Source organism: Bartonella massiliensis (genome assembly GCF_902150025.1).
GTDB classification, from domain to species: Bacteria; Pseudomonadota; Alphaproteobacteria; order Rhizobiales; family Rhizobiaceae; genus Bartonella; species Bartonella massiliensis.
The window spans coordinates 1-18,554 of sequence record NZ_CABFVS010000039.1 but is presented as its reverse complement, the minus strand read 5'-3'; the positions used below and the strand labels follow the sequence as shown (position 1 = coordinate 18,554).

At 37.6% G+C, this 18,554-nt stretch carries 18 protein-coding genes and 1 tRNA gene; 16 read left to right on the top strand and 3 right to left on the bottom strand.

Going from position 1 to position 18,554, the window contains the following annotated elements; translation table 11 throughout:
* Positions 1–34: 34 nt before the first annotated feature.
* Positions 35–1,465, bottom strand: coding sequence for a glutamate--tRNA ligase (gene gltX / locus FNZ60_RS08075; protein ID WP_142417084.1), 1,431 nt, complete (start codon positions 1,463–1,465; stop codon positions 35–37).
* 112 nt (positions 1,466–1,577) lie between these two features.
* Between gltX (FNZ60_RS08075) and FNZ60_RS08070 the strand changes: the two genes are divergently transcribed.
* From FNZ60_RS08070 to gltX (FNZ60_RS08040), 7 genes are all read left to right on the top strand, one after another.
* Entirely contained in the window at positions 1,578–3,866 is a 2,289-nt protein-coding gene (locus tag FNZ60_RS08070; protein ID WP_142417083.1) for a ComEC/Rec2 family competence protein, read from the top strand.
* Between the two features lie 307 nt (positions 3,867–4,173).
* Positions 4,174–4,878, top strand: coding sequence for a ribose-5-phosphate isomerase RpiA (gene rpiA / locus FNZ60_RS08065; RefSeq protein WP_142417082.1), 705 nt, complete (start codon positions 4,174–4,176; stop codon positions 4,876–4,878).
* Between the two features lie 96 nt (positions 4,879–4,974).
* Positions 4,975–5,532 carry a DUF2059 domain-containing protein gene (locus tag FNZ60_RS08060; protein WP_142417081.1) on the top strand — a complete coding sequence of 186 codons (558 nt, stop codon included), beginning with the start codon at positions 4,975–4,977 and terminating at the stop codon, positions 5,530–5,532.
* 196 nt (positions 5,533–5,728) lie between these two features.
* On the top strand, positions 5,729–7,120 hold the full coding sequence (gene gor / locus FNZ60_RS08055) for a glutathione-disulfide reductase (protein ID WP_142417080.1): 1,392 nt from the start codon (positions 5,729–5,731) through the stop codon (positions 7,118–7,120).
* A gap of 69 nt (positions 7,121–7,189) precedes the next feature.
* Entirely contained in the window at positions 7,190–8,569 is a 1,380-nt protein-coding gene (locus FNZ60_RS08050; RefSeq protein WP_142417079.1) for a class II 3-deoxy-7-phosphoheptulonate synthase, read from the top strand.
* Between the two features lie 119 nt (positions 8,570–8,688).
* A complete protein-coding gene (locus tag FNZ60_RS08045; protein ID WP_142417078.1) occupies positions 8,689–10,350 on the top strand; it encodes an NAD+ synthase in 1,662 nt (553 codons plus the stop codon).
* A 10-nt stretch (positions 10,351–10,360) separates the two neighbouring features.
* Positions 10,361–11,734 (top strand): glutamate--tRNA ligase, encoded by a 1,374-nt coding sequence (gene gltX, locus FNZ60_RS08040; RefSeq protein WP_142417077.1) that lies wholly within the window; start codon positions 10,361–10,363, stop codon positions 11,732–11,734.
* 59 nt (positions 11,735–11,793) lie between these two features.
* Here the strand turns inward: gltX (FNZ60_RS08040) and FNZ60_RS08035 are convergent, their stop codons facing one another.
* Both FNZ60_RS08035 and FNZ60_RS08030 read right to left on the bottom strand, forming a co-directional pair.
* Positions 11,794–13,197, bottom strand: coding sequence for a DEAD/DEAH box helicase (locus FNZ60_RS08035; protein ID WP_142417076.1), 1,404 nt, complete (start codon positions 13,195–13,197; stop codon positions 11,794–11,796).
* A 145-nt stretch (positions 13,198–13,342) separates the two neighbouring features.
* The gene (locus FNZ60_RS08030; protein ID WP_142417075.1) at positions 13,343–14,116 is read right to left on the bottom strand and encodes an NAD kinase; all 774 of its coding nucleotides are present in this window, start codon (positions 14,114–14,116) and stop codon (positions 13,343–13,345) included.
* A 271-nt stretch (positions 14,117–14,387) separates the two neighbouring features.
* Here FNZ60_RS08030 and FNZ60_RS08025 point away from each other — a divergent pair.
* The 9 genes from FNZ60_RS08025 (at position 14,388) to FNZ60_RS10665 (ending at position 17,773) form a co-directional block, all read left to right on the top strand.
* Positions 14,388–14,464: transfer RNA gene (locus tag FNZ60_RS08025), tRNA-Arg, on the top strand.
* Positions 14,465–14,923: 459 nt separating this feature from the next.
* Positions 14,924–15,232 carry a YbfB/YjiJ family MFS transporter gene (locus FNZ60_RS10490; protein ID WP_281280256.1) on the top strand — a complete coding sequence of 103 codons (309 nt, stop codon included), beginning with the start codon at positions 14,924–14,926 and terminating at the stop codon, positions 15,230–15,232.
* A gap of 7 nt (positions 15,233–15,239) precedes the next feature.
* Complete coding sequence (locus FNZ60_RS10485) at positions 15,240–15,440, top strand: YbfB/YjiJ family MFS transporter (protein WP_281280255.1); 201 nt, start codon at positions 15,240–15,242, stop codon at positions 15,438–15,440.
* A gap of 94 nt (positions 15,441–15,534) precedes the next feature.
* Positions 15,535–16,086 (top strand): YbfB/YjiJ family MFS transporter, encoded by a 552-nt coding sequence (locus tag FNZ60_RS10480; RefSeq protein WP_342774761.1) that lies wholly within the window; start codon positions 15,535–15,537, stop codon positions 16,084–16,086.
* 25 nt (positions 16,087–16,111) lie between these two features.
* On the top strand, positions 16,112–16,327 hold the full coding sequence (locus FNZ60_RS08015) for an FAD/NAD(P)-binding protein (RefSeq protein ID WP_142417074.1): 216 nt from the start codon (positions 16,112–16,114) through the stop codon (positions 16,325–16,327).
* 45 nt (positions 16,328–16,372) lie between these two features.
* Entirely contained in the window at positions 16,373–16,891 is a 519-nt protein-coding gene (locus FNZ60_RS08010; protein WP_246054762.1) for a hypothetical protein, read from the top strand.
* A gap of 234 nt (positions 16,892–17,125) precedes the next feature.
* Entirely contained in the window at positions 17,126–17,335 is a 210-nt protein-coding gene (locus FNZ60_RS09770) for a hypothetical protein (protein ID WP_185913548.1), read from the top strand.
* Between the two features lie 2 nt (positions 17,336–17,337).
* Entirely contained in the window at positions 17,338–17,475 is a 138-nt protein-coding gene (locus FNZ60_RS09765; protein WP_185913540.1) for a hypothetical protein, read from the top strand.
* Between the two features lie 163 nt (positions 17,476–17,638).
* Positions 17,639–17,773 carry a hypothetical protein gene (locus FNZ60_RS10665; RefSeq protein WP_425456845.1) on the top strand — a complete coding sequence of 45 codons (135 nt, stop codon included), beginning with the start codon at positions 17,639–17,641 and terminating at the stop codon, positions 17,771–17,773.
* Positions 17,774–18,554 lie beyond the last annotated feature (781 nt).

Sequence of the window (18,554 nt, the reverse complement as noted above, 5' to 3'; positions counted from 1 at the left end):
AGATACCTATTTGAGAAGATATATTCAGAATACATCATAAACCTATGGTTGTAATAAGCTGGTCTTTGATGCGATGAAGAGATTCATCACGTCCCAATAAAATAAGCACATCCAAAACACCTGGCGATGTAGTACATCCTGTAAGAGCTGCACGAAGTGGTTGGGCGATAGATCCAAATTTGAGATTCTGTGTTTGGAGATAAGAGCGAAGAGTTTCATCGAGGACTTTTGTATCCCAAGAAGGGCAAGCTTTTAAGGCAAGATAAAGATCGTTTAAAATGGTTTGTCCATTTTTATCTAAGAGCATTTGTGCTTTTTCATCAAGTTGTAATGGCCGTTGCGTAAAAATGAAGGAGGCATTATCAATTAGTTCGCACAGGTTTTTTGAACGTTCTTTCAAATGTGGGATTGCTTTGAAAAATTGAGCACAGCGTTGTTTATCAAGTCTTTCAATAATCTGTGTCCCCCTATCTGTTTCTGGTAAAATATCAAGAGCGGCATCAAAAAGTTCTTGATCCTTACTCATGCGCATATAGTGTCCGTTGATGGAATCGAGCTTTTTGAGATCAAAACGAGCAGCACCTTTGTTAATATCTTCAATATCAAACCAAGAAATCATATCTTCAAGTGACATAAGTTCGTCATCACCATGACTCCATCCTAAACGGACAAGGTAATTGCGCAAAGCAGCAGGAAGGTATCCCATTGTTCGATAAGCATCAACACCGAGCGCACCATGCCGCTTTGATAATTTTGCACCGTTTTCACCATGGATAAGGGGAATATGGGCCATAACAGGAATATCCCATCCCATCGCTTTAAAGATGATCGTTTGTCGGGCAGCATTGGTTAGATGATCATCACCCCGTATGATATGGGTGACCCCCATATCATGATCATCAACGACAACAGCATGCATATAGGTAGGCGAACCATCAGAACGCAAAATAATAAAGTCATCTAAATCTTTATTAGGAAAACGAATATCCCCTTGAACACGGTCATGTACAATCGTCTCTCCATCTTCAGGGGCTTTGATACGAATAACAGGTTTGACACCTTGAGGAGCTTCAGAAGGATCACGGTCGCGCCAACGCCCATCATAACGTGGTGGGCATCCTTCTGCACGGGCTTTTTCACGCATTTCAGCTAACTCTTCAGGTGAGGCATAACAATAATATGCTTTGCCATTTTTGACCAACTGTTCGGCGATTTGGCGGTGACGTTCTGCACGTTCGAATTGTGAAATAGGGTGACCATCATAGCTAAGCCCCATCCAGTGCAAGCCATCTATAATAGCTTTTACAGCGGCTTCTGTTGAGCGTTCTCGGTCTGTATCTTCAATGCGTAAAAGCATTTTTCCACCGGTATGTTTTGCATAAAGCCAATTAAAAAGAGCCGTACGAGCGCCACCAATATGAAGGAAGCCTGTGGGTGAGGGGGCAAAACGAGTAATAACAGACACGAATATTTTCCTTTAAATTGAGATATTACTTATGGAACTTTATAGAAAGGTTATGTTAGCATAGGTGACGCGGTGTGCAATAGCTGCATTGCGAGTTAAAAGTGGGGGGCGGATGTTTCATCAAAGTAAAAAAGAAGGGTTATCCGCAAAATCTGTTACAGAAAGAAAAAAGCTGTGTCAAATAGGGCGGGGTATTTTTTCTAGATGCGATGATGCCAAGAATGGCCGTTATAACCAACAAAAGCTTTTTTTATTGGTGTTCTTAAAATTTGTTAGAGAATGGTTAGTGGATTGTGTTAATAAAGAAGTTTCTTTTGGTATCCTTTTTTCGCTAACTTTATTCTTTTTTTCCCTAGGAATCATTTTTTATTTTCATTTAGAACAGGAGCCAAGTTGGGGACAATTGGGGACGTTGGTCAGTATTTTTTTGGGAATATTCTATATTGCACATTTTTATCGAAAAATGTGGATTCCTACGATTTTTTTGTTTTGTCTCGTATTGGGGGCTTTGGCTGCCAAAATAGAAACCTGGCGTATTGCAACACCCATGTTAAGCAGTGATATTGTCACCACATTGACGGGAAGAATTGTTTCTATTGAATCAGGAACCAAAGGGGAATTTCGTTTAGTTTTGGATGTTTTGAATACAGAAAAGCCTATATTACGCCGTAGTCTTCATCGTGTTCGTTTATCGGCAAGATATTTGCCATCTGGATTAGCAATTGGTGATGGCCTGTATGGAAAAGTTAAGCTTCGTGCGTTCTTTGGGCCGGTGCGTCCAGGAGGCTACGATTTTAGTTTTCATAATTATTTTAAAGGAATTGGGGCTCAAGGCGTTTATTTAGGAAAACCAAGAAAAATATCCGTTGCAACGCCTGAAGCAATATTCGCTATCGTTCTACAGAAAGTTGAAAGTTTACGTACAAAGATAACACAAAGAATCCGATTGGTTCTTGAGGGAGAAAAAGGGAGTGTTGCAGCGGCTCTCATAACAGGACATCGTGCTGGCATTTCAAATGAGACAAATGAAGCGTTACGTACGGCTGGATTGGCCCATATTTTATCAATATCAGGTTTGCATATGGCTCTGTTGAGTGGCATAGTTCTTTTGAGTATCCGTAGTTTTTTGGCACTTTTTCCAGTTTTTTCTTCTTATTATTCCAGTAAAAAATTTGCTGCTATCGTTGCGTTTATGATAACAGCTTTTTATTTGCTCTTGTCGGGTTTAGCAATATCAGCACAAAGAAGTTTTGTGATGATTGCGGTTATGTTGATTGCTATATTGTGTAATCGCTCTGCTGTAACATTGCGTAATTTTTCTATTGCTGGGTTGATAACTCTAGCGATTAGACCCCATGAAATATTAGGCCCTAGTTTTCAAATGTCCTTTTCAGCAACAGCTGCTTTAATTGCTTTTTTTGATTGGTGGAGTGGACGGTCATTTTTTCGTAAAAGAAAAACAGCCCCTTCTTATGTTGAAGGAGGAATGATCAATTTTACTTTCTTATCGATACTTTCAATATGTGTATCTTCGTTTATTGCAGGGAGTGCAAGTGGAATTTATGCTGCTTATCATTTTTCTAATACGGCATCTTTGAGTATTCTTAGTAATGCTTTCGCTTTGCCTATCATCTCAATTTTGGTTATCCCTTTTGGGTTGATGGCAGTTCTTGCAATGTTAGGAGGATTTGAATGGTTCCCTCTTCAAATTATGGGGTTTGGCATTGATCTTGTAATAAAGATTGCACAGACTATCAAGGCTATTTCTCCTGATTTAAATCCTGGTTTTATGCCGTCATCTGCGTTGGTTTTATTAAGTATAGGTTTGGTTGGATTGACTTTTTGCAAAACACTTATCAGACTCTTTTTTAGTCTTTTTATCTTAGCTGGTATGTTTATTTGTGTAATGCATTCACCTATACAATTGATTATAGCCGATAATATGCGTCTTGTAGGCGTTATCCATGATAAAAAATTATATACTGATCGTTACCATATTTCTAAATTTACGACATCCATATGGAAAAAGTCGTTTCGTTTGAATGAAACGATTAAACCCACAAAATATGGTCCTTCGTTTCACGGACAATTTATTTGTGATCGTTATGTATGTACGTCTTTATTAGAGAATGGATTAAAAGTTATGGTTTTACAGAGAGAAATAGATCAATGCTTAGAGGCAGATATTCTTATTCAGACACGTTTAATGCATAACCAAACATGCAACAACAAGGCAAAAATAATATTTATGCCTCAACAATTGCGATCAAGAGGAAGCGTTATGATGACTAAAGGTGGAGATATTATTTGGTCTTCGCTAGGGTTTTATAGACCATGGAATATGCACAGACAGTATTCACAAAAAAACTATAATTTGTCGCATTTTTTTATATCTGGATAATTGATCAAACAAAAATAATGGAAGGTTTTTCTGATATATTTTTGCATTTTTAAATTGATCAGTTTATCCATTTCATTGTGAATTTAGGAAAATACCAACAAATTTGCTTAAAGAAATAGAAAAGATAATTGTTGATTATTCTATTTTATTCTTATCATATATTTCTATAATAGGTAGCATCTATCCAAAAAAGTGGTGGTTAAGTTGCAATAAATTGTGTCAAAAGATTGCCTTTTATTATCATTATCGTTGATGGTAATGGGGTGGTGTGTGTGTTGCTTGCAGATAATAAAAGGTAAAGTTATTCATGGATGTTCAGCAGTTAAAAAAAATGGCAGCTGTTAAAGCGCTTGAATTTATTGAAGATGATATGCGGCTTGGTATAGGATCTGGTTCAACCGTTAATGAATTTATTCGTCTTCTTGGTGAACGTGTTGCGGAGGGGCTGCGAGTAACTGGTGTTGCTACTTCACGATATTCTGAACAACTCTGTCGTCAGTTTGGGGTACCTGTTCGTACTTTAGAACAAATACCTGAACTGGATCTTGATATTGACGGAGCAGATGAAATTGGTCCTCAGATGTCTCTTATTAAAGGGGGAGGTGGAGCGTTGTTGTATGAAAAAATTGTAGCATCGGCATCTCGTGCAATGCTTGTTATTGCTGATGAGACAAAGATAGTCAAAAAACTTGGTGCTTTTGCGCTACCGATAGAAGTGAATTCATTTGGTATCCATACAACACGCAAAGCCATAGAAAAAGTTGCTGAAGATTTAGGACTTTCTGGAGAAATTTTATTGCGAATGAATGGAAAAAAGCCTTTTGAAACAGATGGTGGTCATTTTATTCTTGATGCGTTTTGGGGATGTATTTTGCAGCCAAAATTATTATCAGACGCGCTTCTTGCCATTCCTGGCGTTGTTGAGCATGGTCTTTTTTTGGGGTTGGCGTCACGTGCAATTGTCGCTATGGCTGATGGTCAAATAAAAATTTTAGAGCCATTTGATTTTTAGAAAAGACATTTACATAGTGATGTGTTAGCACAATAAAAAAGATTTTGGGTAGAATAACGAATTTAAATTATAATTAGCAATTGGGGTAATCATTAAATGAGAGTGGTCTTTTCTTTTCAGCGTTTTTTCGTATACTTAGCTGCAATTACCATTTTTTTTGTGAATATTGGAATGGTGCATGCGCAAGGTGTGAGTGATCAGCATTTGGATTCTGCACGAAAGGCAATCAGAGCTATTCATGCAACAGATCAGTTTGATAGTTTTTTACCAAATGCAGTCCACGATTTCAAAAATGAACTGATCAGTGATGATCCGAATTTGGCAACAACTATTTCTGATATCGTTGATAAGCAGGCGCTTGCTTTAATTAAAAGGCGCTCTGATCTAGAAAAAGAGGTTGCTCATGTGTATGCAAAATATTTTACGCAAAAAGAGCTTGATGCAATCACAGCATTTTATAATTCTGATACTGGTAAAAAATTTTTGACAGAAGTTCCTAATATTGCACGTGATTCCTATTCTGCATTTGATGTATGGCGTTCTGCTCTTATGCAGGATCTTGTAGAAAATGTAAAAAAAGAAATGTCTGAAACACTTAATTTGAATGATTCTGCGATTCCTACAAAATCAGAATCTTCAGAAAATAAAAAATAGCCTGATGGATATCATAACAGCAATGGGCAATTTCTGATTTTTAAAGAGCGGCGGTTTTTCCGCCGTTTTTAATATTTTAATTTCATAGTCTGTTCTTTTAGATTACAAAAATGTTCCTTCAAAAGAAAAAAGATTTTCATTTGAAAATAAATGATCTTAGCTTATTGTTGCAAATATAATTAAGAAGGAATGGTTCGTGGGCTCTTTTGATTTTGATTTATTTGTTATTGGAAGTGGTTCTGGTGGGGTGCGTGCAGCGCGGCTTGCAGGAGGTCTTGGTAAGCGTGTTGCTATAGCAGAGGAATATCGCATAGGGGGAACTTGTGTTATTCGTGGTTGCGTTCCCAAAAAACTTTATGTTTATGCTTCACAATATACAAAAGAATTTAGGAAAAGCGTTGGTTTTGGGTGGGAATATGCGAATCCGATTTTTAGCTGGAAAAAGTTGGTTGAGGCTAAAAATAAAGAAATATCAAGATTAGAAGGGCTGTATCGTCAGGGATTAGAAAATAGCAATGTACATATTTATGAAAGTCGTGCTACTTTTATCGATGATCACACATTAGAGCTTTCTGCTACCGGTGAGCGCGTAACTGCGGAAAAAATTTTGATTGCAACGGGGGCGAAAGTTGCATCAAATGCGACCATAGAAGGCGCTGATTTTTGCTTGACATCTAATGAGATTTTTGATCTCGATGAACTTCCAAAATCAATAGTTATTGTTGGTGGAGGATATATTGGTGTTGAATTTGCAAATATTTTTCATGAGCTAGGTGTAAAAACAACACTCCTTCACCGTGGTGATTTAATTCTCCGTGATTTTGATCATGATTTGCGGCAATTGCTCAGCGATTCAATGATTGAAAAAGGGATTTCTATTCTCTATGGCGTAACAATTTCTAAAGTGCAGGCGGTGGAAAATTGTTATGATGTTGTTTTATCCAACGGACAAACGATCAAGACCGATCAAGTTATGTTAGCTATGGGGCGTATACCCAACACAGTTGGTTTAGGACTTGAGAGGGCGGGTATAGAAGTGAATGCGTTTGGTGGCATTATTGTTGATGAAAAAATGACAACAAATATCCCCCATATTTGGGCTGTGGGGGATGTAACGGGTCATATTCAATTAACACCTGTTGCGATACATGATGCAATGTGTTTCGTTAAGACAGCATTTGAGAATATTCCTACAAAACCTGATTATGATTTAATTACAACAGCTGTTTTTTCACAGCCTGAAATTGGAACAGTCGGTCTTTCAGAAGAAGAGGCCATACAGCATTATAAGCGTCTTGAAATTTATCGTACTGTTTTTCGTCCTATGCGTAATGTTCTTTCCGGTAGTTCAGAGAAAATGTTTATGAAGCTCATTGTTGATGGTGAAAGCCGTATTGTTGTAGGCGCTCATATTTTAGGAGAAAATGCTGGTGAAATGGCACAGCTTATCGGAATATCTCTCAAGGGTAAGCTGACGAAGGATATCTTTGATGAAACGATGGCGGTGCATCCAACGATGGCAGAAGAATTTGTAACGATGTATAAACCAAGTTATATATATGAAAATGGGAAGAAGATAGAAAGTTAAACAGCCTTTAGTGTGATAAAAAATTTTTGATATGCCAAGCTGGAAGCTTAATTTTTTAGAGAGAGCGTAATGATAAAGGAATGGGCGCCTGACTCTTGGAGAGAAAGGCCAATTAAACAAGTTCCGACTTATCCAAATAAGTCGATGTTAGAAGATGTTGAACAAAAACTAAGAAGCTATCCTCCTTTGGTTTTTGCTGGTGAAGCACGTGATTTAAAAAATGAATTAGCGGCTGTTGCGAAAGGCAGGGCTTTTTTATTGCAAGGAGGAGATTGTGCCGAAAGCTTTGCAGAACATGAAGCTGATAATATCCGTGATTTTTTCCGTGTATTTTTGCAAATGGCGATTGTTTTAACCTTTGGTAGTTCTAAACCCGTTGTTAAAATTGGTCGTATTGCTGGTCAATTTGCAAAACCTCGCTCTTGTGATATTGAAAGCAAAGAAGGCGTTGAATTTCCTGCTTATCGGGGGGATATTATTAATGGCATTGAATTTGGAGCCGATTCTCGTACTCCAGATCCACAGCGGATGTCTATGGCTTATCGCCAATCTGCGGCAACACTTAATCTATTGCGTGCTTTTTCACAAGGAGGGTACGCGAATTTAGAAAATGTTCATACATGGATGTTGGGTTTTGTTTCTAACAGTCCGCAGGGGGAACGTTATGAGTTATTAGCAGAGCGTATTTCTGAAGCAATTGATTTTATGCGTTCCATAGGGATTACATCCAAAACACATTCTTCATTACGTGAAACATCTTTTTATACCAGTCATGAAGCACTTTTGCTTGGTTATGAAGAGGCTTTAACACGGATTGATTCAACTTCAGGAAATTGGTATGCAACGTCCGGCCATATGTTATGGATTGGTGACCGTACACGTCAGATTGATCATGCTCACGTTGAATATTGCCGCGGCATTAAAAATCCGATAGGCTTAAAGTGTGGTCCTTCCATTGAGCCTGATGAGCTTTTAAGATTAATTGATATTTTGAATCCTGAGAATGAACCTGGGCGACTTACGCTTATTACGCGCTTTGGTTATGATAAGGTTGAAAATTATCTGCCTCAACTTATTCGTGCCGTTGAACGGGAAAAGCGTGAAGTTATATGGTCATGTGATCCAATGCATGGCAATACAATTACTGCCAATGGTTATAAGACGCGTCCCTTTGATTATGTTTTAAAAGAGGTAGAGAATTTTTTTGCTGTGCATCGTGGAGAGGGAACCTATCCAGGTGGCATTCATATTGAGATGACAGGTCGTGATGTAACTGAATGTACGGGGGGGGCGCATGCTATTTCGGTTGATGACTTATCTGATCGCTATCATACGCAATGTGATCCACGATTAAATGCAGATCAAGCATTAGAATTAGCTTTTCTTGTTGCTGAACTCCTTAAAAAGAATCGTGCCACTGACCCATTAGCACTGGCTGCTGGTAAGTAGATAAATATCTTCCTAATATCTTTTATTTTAGATCATTATGGTAATTTTAAAAAAATAATATTTTCAATGATGAAGAATAAAGTTGTGGTTGCCAAACTGATAAAGTGATACAAAAGCTTATGAAAAATGATTTTCGGATAGCAGTTGCTCAATTAAATCCTATTGTCGGTGATATTGAAGGGAATTTTTCTCTTGCTGTGATAGCGCATCAAGCGGCCAAAAAAGAGGGGGCTGATCTTGTTTTATTCACGGAGCTTTTTATAAGTGCTTATCCGCCGGAAGATCTTATTTTAAAACCTGCTTTTACAAAAACATGTGAAGAGGCTGTTGAGAAATTAGCAAAAATAACCGTAGGCGGACCAGGAATTGTTATTGGTCTCCCATTAAGGCGTAATGGCCATATTTACAATGGTGTCATGCTTTTTGATGAAGGGCGAGTCATTGCCAAAAGCTTGAAGTTTGATTTACCTAATTATGCTGAGTTTGATGAAAAGCGTCTGTTTTCTCCTGGACCACGTCCTGAGCCGATTAATTATCATGGGATAAAATTGGGAATAGTGATTTGTGAAGATATTTGGAATGATTCCTCTTTGTGTAAAGAACTTGGCACTAAAGGGGCTGAGATGATTCTGGTCCTTAATGGATCTCCCTATTATCGTAATAAAACACAAAAGCGGATAGACGTTGTTCGTGCACATGCACTTCAATCTGGGCTGCCAGTTATCTATGCTAATCAAGTTGGCGGTCAGGATGAACTGGTTTTTGATGGGGGATCTTTTGCCTTGAATGGACAAGGCAAAACGGTATTTCAAATGAAACATTTTGACAGTCATCTTTCTTTAAGTCATTGGCAACGAACAACGATGGGATGGCACTGTGTTTCAGGTCCTAATGAAAGTCTTTTCAATGAATTAGCCGCTGATTATCAGGCTTGTGTTTTAGGTTTGAAAGATTACGTTAATAAAAACGGTTTTAAGGATGTTATTCTTGGTCTTTCAGGAGGAATTGATTCAGCCCTTTGTACGGCAATGGCGGTGGATGCTCTGGGTGCTGAGAGGGTTCGCACCATTATGATGCCCTATCATTATACTTCGCAAGAATCATTACAAGATGCTAAAGAATGTGTTGATCTTTTGGGGTGCCATTATGAAATCATACCGATTGAGCAAGCTGTTGAGGCTTTTTTGAATATAACATCGCCTCTTTTTGTAGGCTTGTCCTTTGATGTGACGGAAGAAAATCTTCAAAGTCGTATACGTGGTACACTTTTAATGGCTCTTTCAAATAAATTTGGGGCAATGGTGGTAACAACAGGCAATAAGTCAGAAATGGCTGTGGGATATGCAACATTATATGGTGATATGAATGGCGGATTTAATCCTCTTAAAGATATTTATAAAATGCAAGTGTATGCATTAGCTGAGTGGCGCAATAAAAATCACTTACATAATTTTAAAGGACCAAAAGGAATTGTCATTCCATCCAATATTATAGAAAAAGCACCTTCTGCAGAGCTGCGAGAAAATCAAAAAGATGAAGATTCTCTTCCCCCTTATCCTATTCTAGATGATATCTTACAATCTCTTGTAGAAAATGACATGAGTATTTACGATATTGTTCAACGTGGGCATGTGCGGGAAACTGTTGAGAAAATTGAACGGCTTCTTTATGGTGCTGAATATAAAAGGCGACAATCTGCACCCGGTGTAAAAATCAGTTACAAGAATTTCGGACGTGATCGTCGTTATCCTATTGTCAATCATTTTCGCGATAAAAATTGAGTATTCTTTTATGGTTAAAGTTCGTTTTGCTCCCTCTCCAACAGGTTATATTCACATTGGCAATATCCGTAGTGCGCTTTTCAATTGGCTTTATGCGCAAGCGCATAAGGGAAAGTTTATTTTGCGCTATGATGATACAGATATTGAGCGTTCTAAACAGGAATATATCGATGCTATTGCTGTTGACCTTGAGTGGCTTGGAATTCAACCAGATGCAATTTATTACCAATCTAAGCGATTTAATCGATATGATGAAGTGGCTGAAATTCTCAAACAACGTGGTCTTCTTTATCCTTGTTATGAAACAGCGGAAGAATTAGAACGGCGTCGTAAAATCCAGCTTTCACGCAGATTGCCTCCCATTTATGACCGTGCAGCATTGAAGTTGACAGCAGAAGAGAAAAAAAACTTTGAATCACAAGGTCGCAAACCCCATTGGCGTTTTCTTCTTCCTAATTTTGAAAATAATCCTTTGCAAACAAAGCGAACAGAAGTTTGCTGGAATGATGCCGTAAAGGGCAAGCTGACGATTGATTTGGCTTCTCTTTCAGATCCTGTTCTTATTCGTGAAGATAAAACCTATCTTTATACATTACCGTCTGTTGTGGATGACGTAGATATGGCCATTACACATATTATTCGTGGCGATGATCATGTTACAAATACAGGTGCTCAGATTGCTCTTTTTAAAGCTCTGGGTGCAGAATTACCGGTTTTTGGTCATTTCAATTTATTAGCGACAGTTTTAGGAAAAGGATTTTCAAAACGTAACAATGATCTTTCTATTCGTTCTCTACGGGAAGAAGGATTTGAATCGATAGCAGTTCAATGTCTTGCTGTTTTGATTGGAACATCACAAAATGTGCATCCCTATCCTCATCAAGCAGCGCTTTTAGAACATTTTAATTTACAAAATACATCAAAATCGGTGGCAAAATTTGATATTGCTGATCTTTATACTTTAAATAGTCACCTTGTTCATGAATTAAATTATGAGGACGTTAAAATGCGTCTTCAAAATCTTTCTATTGAAGGAGAAAAGGCGGAGTATTTTTGGAATGTGATAAAAGGCAATATTGATAAAGTTAATGATGCTGTCTTGTGGTGGAAAATCATTCATGATGAACAGAGTTTTGATACCGTTGCACCAGAGGATCGCGCATTCGTACAGCAGTCACTTGATTTCTTACCTGAAGGTGTCTTGAAGGATGAAAGTTGGCAAGTTTGGACGACAGCTTTAAAAGAAAAAACAGGTCGGAAAGGAAAGTCTCTATTTATGCCATTGCGTCAAGCACTTACAGGTATGAATCATGGACCAGAAATGGGAAAGCTTTTACAGCTTTTAGGGCGCCAAAAGGTAATAGAAAGACTCTCTGGAAAATAAGAGAAGCTTTTTTAAAAAGCATTTTGTTTATTTTACTTTAAAAAAAGGAAAGCGTGAGTTTATTTACGCGTTTTTATCAGCATGAATGCAGGAACATCATCCCCAAATCCAAGGGGTGTGTGATTCTTATTTTTTCGTGGGCGTTGTTGCTCAGATGGGGTTTCTTTACTCTTTGCATTTTTTATATAGTCTGTTTTATGCTTTTTTACAGACTTTTTAGGGGGGGCAACAGGTTCTTTAGGAGCAGTTTTCTTTGATGATTTTAATGATTTTTTCTTTACAACACTATCTTCTGTTTGATCATCGGTTATTAAAGTCGAGAGATCTCCATTGAGCCATTCAATTTTTTCATGACTCATTTCCTCAATGGCATTGATGTATTTTTGATCAGCGTCTGTAACGATTGTAAAAGCTTTTCCGCTACGATTTGCACGACCTGTACGACCAATTCGATGGATATAGTCTTCAGCATGTGTAGGAACATCATAATTAAACACATGACTTACCGCGGGGATATCGAGACCACGGGCAGCAACATCAGAAGCAACCAGAAGCGTAAGTTTATTATTTTTAAAATCAGCGAGCGTGTTCATGCGTGAATACTGATCCATATCTCCATGAAGTGCCCCGACATTAAAGTTATGTTTAACGAGCGATCTAAAAAGTTCGGAGATATCTCTCTTTCGATTACAGAAAATAATCGCATTTTGCAGCTCAGCCCCTTCATTTTGGATGAGCTCTCGTAAGACCGCTCTTTTATCCCATGACTTATTTCCAGATTTGACAAGCCGTTGTGTAATTGTGGTCGCTGTTGAGGATGCTTTTGTAACTTCAACAGATACGGGAGAATGTAAAAATTGTTTCGTTAGCTTTGTAATTTCTGGCGCCATTGTTGCTGAAAAGAACAAAGTTTGACGCGTAAAAGGGGTTAGTTTACAGATACGTTCAATATCAGGAATAAAGCCCATATCCAACATGCGATCAGCTTCATCAATAACAAGGATTTCAACGCCCATCAGGAGTAATTTACCACGCTCGAAATGATCAAGAAGACGCCCTGGTGTTGCTATAAGAACATCCGCTCCTCGTTCAAGTTTACGATCTTGGTGTTCAAAAGAAACCCCCCCAATTAAAAGAGCAACATTTAAACGATGATTTACGCCATATTTATCGAAATTTTCTTCAACTTGGGCCGCAATTTCCCTTGTTGGCTCCAAGATGAGCGTACGGGGCATTCGTGCTCTTGCACGACCTTTTTCAAGGAGAGTAAGCATAGGCAATACAAAAGAGGCAGTTTTACCTGTTCCCGTTTGAGCGATTCCTAGAACGTCTTTTCTTTGAAGGACATGCGGAATTGTTTCACTTTGAATAGGTGTTGGCACTGTATATCCCACTGATTTTACCGCTTTAATAACCTTTGCGGAAAGACCTAAATCATCAAAATTGTTTAAAGATGGTACCATTTTTATCAATTGCTCTGTGATTTTAACTGCGCACTCTCAATGATAAGTACAACTAATATTTTACACTCTTAAAAGAGTGTTAAGATGCTTTCACAAAAAATTAAACTATAACAATCATATACATATAAAGCGCATAATACAATCATTAATAGCGAAATTGTTCTGATAAAATGCGCTCATCCCATGAATGACTTGAGTCAAAAAGGATTGAAGCTGTTACTTCTGTTGCCATTGAAATCGTCACTGAATGGACAGATTTAACTTCAACATTATCAGCAGCAGCATTAACAGGGCGTTTGTCGGATTCGAGCATATCAAAACGCACCGTTACTGTATCGGGAAGCAATGCGCCATGCCAACGCCTAGGGCGAAAAGGGCTAACGGGAGTAAGGGCCATGAGGGGGGCCATAAGGGGGAGAATAGGCCCTTGTGCTGATAAATTATAGGCGGTTGATCCTGCTGGTGTTGCGACGAGGACACCATCACAACTTAATTGTTCCATGCGCACGTTATTATCAATACTGATGCGAATTTTTGCTGCTTGATAAGATTGTCGAAAGAGAGAAACTTCATTAATTGCAAGCGCTTCTATAGATCCTTGACATTCAGCTTGTGCAATCATGCGCAAGGGATGAATTTCTTTTTTATGGGCAATGGCAATACGATTGGGCAATTTTTTTTCATGAAATTCATTCATAAGAAATCCTACAGAACCTTGATTCATGCCATAAATAGGTTTTCCAGTATTCATAACGTCTCGTACGGTTTGTAACATTGTTCCATCACCGCCAATAGCAACAACAATATCAGTTTCTTCCAGAGAAGAATGACCATAAACGGAAATCAATTTATGAGTAGCTTTAATAGCTTCCTCAGTCTCTGCAGAAATAAAATGAAAGCGGCTTGGTAATTTAGTCATTTAAAATTATCCTGATACTTGTAATTTATCTTGTAACGTATTTTTTGAGAGTTTTGAAGTTGCAATAAAAGCCCTTTTTATAATAAAAAGAGTATTGAAGACAAAAAGAGAAGCTATTTCAAGATAAAGTATCATCGTAGAAAAGAAAGAAGATTGTATCGTTAGATAATTTACAAATAAGTGATTTTTTTATTAAAATGGTCATTTAAATATTGAAGCTGAGAGTACCATTAGTTAAAAGACTACAACTGATTTTAGTAATTAGCGTGAAGCACCCGTAGCTCAGCGGGATAGAGCGCTGCCCTCCGAAGGCAGAGGTCACAGATTCGAATTCTGTCGGGTGCACCAAACTTTTCAACTCCATATTACATCTCAATAACAATATTCCTTAAAAGAATTGAGTTACCTCTTTATGAAAATGACTATTTGAGTTGTTTATTAAGCTTTGTAGTAAATAAGCAAACAACTTTAAGAGCAGTAAAATTGACGACTGCATCTCTATTTTTTACCTAAGCATTTGGGATATCAAAATAAAAAAGCAAGATTCACATATATACCATAAAAATTCATTTAATTCAATCAGTTATGATGTAACTGATTCAGTGATGTTGACACTAAAACGTTAAATATGTTGTGATGATTGTTAAAATAGATTGATCTGCTTTTTATTCTCTGAGCTAAAGGCTGTGATGGTGAGATGGGATGAGGATGGGAATATAAACAGTTAAGGGAATAATAAAGAGTGGGGGAAAAAGTAACTATCCAAATTTAAATTCTTTAAAAATCTCTCTCTTCGGTATGGTTATCATGGTTTTTGGGATGGGGATTGAGCGGTTTCTCTATACATCTATATTTCCAGTTATGTTGGATAAGGGATTGTTTACCTTTAATCAGCTTTCTTATATAGCCAGTACTAATTATGGTGGTTATTTAGTTGGGAGTATGTTCTTTACGTTTGGTAGAATTGGGAATACATTTTTTGCTCCTCGCATGTTATTTGCTGCAGCCATAGTGACGAGTGTACTTATTATCTCCATGGCGTTAACAACAAGTTTTTACTTAGTTGTTTTGATCCGTTTTGCTGCTGGAATTGCGAGTGCAGCAATGATAGTTTGATTCTATTATGGTTATGCAGTATAGCCATAATGGGCGAATTATTGCTTCGCTTTATGCAGGTGTAGGAGTGGGGCTTCTCCTGGGGAATGAATATGTTATTATGGGGTTGAGCAAGGCGCTTGACGCGGACAATATTTGGTTTGGAGTCGGCTTAATGTCTTTATATATTGCTGCTCTTGTTATTTCTTCTGTTCCCACGGCGTATTGATGAATCCCAACTTTCTGTTAATGTACCGTTCGCGCATGAAAATATTTTTTGGTAACAACTTGCTCTCCTTTATGGGCTAGCCGGATTTGGTTATATTATTGTCGCGACATATCTTCCTCTAATGGCTAAAACATTTAATTTCCAACTCCTTTCCAGTTACTTATGGTCGCTTGTTGGAAGTGCCATTGTTCTCAGTTGTTTTATCTGGGTTATGGGCGGCACATCGGTGGAGAGTATTACATTGTCTTATGCTCAATTTGCTTATCATCCAAGGCGGGTGCATTTTAATTTAACACTCTTCAGCCAATTTCCGGTTTTGGTAATTTTCAGTTGCCTGGGGTTTGGATTCATTTTTATGGGAACGACCTCTTTGGTTATGCCGCTAGCCAAGTATTTACGTGTACCGCATGGCGTAAATCTATACGGATTTGTTGCATTAACTTACAGTTTTGGCCAAATACTGGGACCTTTATTGAGGGGTCTTATGCGATTTGGTTCATATACTGTTATATTTTCAGTTATCTGTGGTGCCGTAGCACTCTTTGCAGCTGCTGAAATTTGTCAATATTGTCTTTGTAAAAGATGGATGGCGCTGATAAATTTTCAACCTTCACTAAAATTTTTGAAGTATTTTTATGAAGATTGAGCTGTTTTAATAGAGAGATAAGAATATGCTTCACTCTACAGTTGCTATTTTGGGCGTTGTCCCTTGTGAGATCAATATTCTCGAACGTTTTCTCATGCTTTATTGCCATTATCCATTTTCTGAAGATATTGATATTTTATTGATTGATCCCAACGAGATGGGAATTGGCGTGCATAGTGTGCACCAGCCCGATTATTTGTTAGTTAACACAACCAGCCTGCCAAATTACTTTATTTGTTAATGATACCTTGAAGGAGATAGGTCCTATTCGTAAAGGGCCCAATTTTTGGCTCTTCAACAAGGTTGTCGTAATATTAACGATGCTTTTTCTCGTACAAAATATGATGGGAGAGAGATCAAAGAAAATGATTATTTATCACGTTGTTTGTTAGGCATCTATCTTGGGCTTACAGAGAGTTCACGCAGAATTTACCTTCCTATATTCGTATTAAGGAGATCCGACAAAGAGCTGAAAATCTTCATCTTTGTCCAGAAAACGGTTGTTCTGGCAGACGGCTATCATTACAGTGCAGATTTCGTTTATATCACGACAGACCGTGGTAAGAATGTATATTCTCAGCATGATGATAGCTTGCAACAGTTTGTGACTGCTCATCAAATGAGAAACGCGCTTTTAGACTATTATTCAATGCTTCATTTAATCGAACAGCTGGACTCTGTAGCGCTTCAATCTCGTATGTTGATGCAAAGGATCGGATTAAGCGCCTATGGTGTCTTATCGCAATTGATTTACGGTCGCGGTGGTAATTTTACTGAAGATGCAGGTCAGTTACACTATATATAAAGTGGAAAAGAGCCTACGATAGCTCTGTTTTCTCATCAAACATTGCCTTTTAGTCGTCGTGGCGTTAATCAAAAAGGTGATGGTGAACAATATGTGCCTTCATTCCTTATTCTTGATGCGATACATCATCAGCAAATGCAGCAATAGCATTACTACCGGTTCGTCACAGTTAAATTTTGAAACGCAGATTTTGCTACTGCTGCTTAAAGAAAAAAGAAGTCTTTACTCAGTGATGTGGAATTTTCTTCAGCTATTGGCAGAAATGATAAGACGAGTATTGTAGGAAAGAAGGCACCTTCTCCTAAGATTTCAGGTGGTCACGTTGATACGGCAAAACGTTGTATGATCTCTCATATAGGCTGTGAAGGTGGTTGCGGTTATGTTTGGCAGTTTTTATCCGGAACATTTCCTATGCAAATAACGAATAGGAGCAGTCTAGGCTAGAAATGAGGTGGTTATCAGGAGGCGGAAGTTGGAGTCATGGTGCAGAGAGTGGACATTTTGCACGTGCTAACGTCTCTTCTGCTAGAGACAAAGAACAATTAGGCACCCGTGGATGTAGCCGTCTTCGTCATTTTGTTTAGGAGGGGTAGATGATCGATTATCCAGAGCATTTAAATACAAAGCAAGATTATCTGAACATGCTTGAATTTAATAAAACTGAAACAGTGCGTTTTTATTGAGTCTTTGTTAAAGAGCTTCAAGAAGGAGAAGAGGGGGGGAGAAGATGATACGTATAGGGTTTGTATGACAACCGAAATGCCGTCTGATCTCAATGGAGATTTTGTAGAAAAGCGTTGTCAGTATGAATTACAGGCAAGCGAATATGCGCCGCTTTTTCAACTTGGCTTTAGCGTTGAAGAAGTTGATCAAAGAGCATAGCCAATAGAGATTATAAAAAAAGATTTTAATCCAGCCTCACGTTTGTGGGGCTTTTTTATGGAAGATTTAGATGAGAAAGATATCCAAAGAAGGGTTAGAACTTATCAAGCAATGGAAAGGTTTGTGTCTAGAACGACTTAAAAGATATAATATCAAAAAATGCAACAAAGTCAATATGTTGTTTGCAATTATTTGATATGAGTCCACTTAAGAATCCATCCTTTTATGCATGATTCATTTGACCATTTTGTATAAACAATTGCCATGTATGAATAGACCATAAAAAGCAAATCATGATGTAAATATTATAACGCATGTGTGTATTCAAATGAAATGAAAAGCAGTTATCATCCATAACAGTTCATAAATTTTATGATACGTTTTTATCACTCAAAATCGCATTGTTAAAAACGCAATCGTTTGAAATTTTCAATACCATACGTTTAAAGAAAACAGCTTATTTTAATGATTGGATTCTTAATCGCATAACAAAGAACAAATTAACATTTACCAAACTTGCGAGCGCAAAATCTAAGGATGTTATAGTAACATTAGATTATCCTATAAGAAGATAATCGTTTAAAACTGTTATAAGCTTATAGGTTTTCATTTATAAGATTGCATAAAAGATTTAAAGATAAAATCGTTTTTAAAAACGCTTTTTAAAAATTTAGAAAATGATAGGTCAGGCATTATACAAACATATCATCACAACGATATGAAATTCAAAACGTTATATCTTATGATAAAAAATGCTTTTTTTGAACATATGCAAGCAAGC

Bases quoted from the DNA above. Each gene is read 5' to 3' on its own strand.
- FNZ60_RS08060 (WP_142417081.1), top strand. From the start codon at position 4,975: ATGAGAGTGGTCTTTTCTTTTCAGCGTTTTTTCGTATACTTAGCTGCA.
- gltX (WP_142417077.1), top strand. From the start codon at position 10,361: ATGGTTAAAGTTCGTTTTGCTCCCTCTCCAACAGGTTATATTCACATT.
- FNZ60_RS08045 (WP_142417078.1), top strand. From the start codon at position 8,689: ATGAAAAATGATTTTCGGATAGCAGTTGCTCAATTAAATCCTATTGTC.
- FNZ60_RS08070 (WP_142417083.1), top strand. From the start codon at position 1,578: ATGTTTCATCAAAGTAAAAAAGAAGGGTTATCCGCAAAATCTGTTACA.
- FNZ60_RS08030 (WP_142417075.1), bottom strand. From the start codon at position 14,116: ATGACTAAATTACCAAGCCGCTTTCATTTTATTTCTGCAGAGACTGAG.
- rpiA (WP_142417082.1), top strand. From the start codon at position 4,174: ATGGATGTTCAGCAGTTAAAAAAAATGGCAGCTGTTAAAGCGCTTGAA.
- FNZ60_RS10485 (WP_281280255.1), top strand. From the start codon at position 15,240: ATGGTTATGCAGTATAGCCATAATGGGCGAATTATTGCTTCGCTTTAT.
- FNZ60_RS08015 (WP_142417074.1), top strand. From the start codon at position 16,112: ATGCTTCACTCTACAGTTGCTATTTTGGGCGTTGTCCCTTGTGAGATC.
- FNZ60_RS10665 (WP_425456845.1), top strand. From the start codon at position 17,639: ATGACAACCGAAATGCCGTCTGATCTCAATGGAGATTTTGTAGAAAAG.
- FNZ60_RS10490 (WP_281280256.1), top strand. From the start codon at position 14,924: ATGGTTTTTGGGATGGGGATTGAGCGGTTTCTCTATACATCTATATTT.
- FNZ60_RS08035 (WP_142417076.1), bottom strand. From the start codon at position 13,197: ATGGTACCATCTTTAAACAATTTTGATGATTTAGGTCTTTCCGCAAAG.
- FNZ60_RS09765 (WP_185913540.1), top strand. From the start codon at position 17,338: ATGAGGTGGTTATCAGGAGGCGGAAGTTGGAGTCATGGTGCAGAGAGT.
- FNZ60_RS08050 (WP_142417079.1), top strand. From the start codon at position 7,190: ATGATAAAGGAATGGGCGCCTGACTCTTGGAGAGAAAGGCCAATTAAA.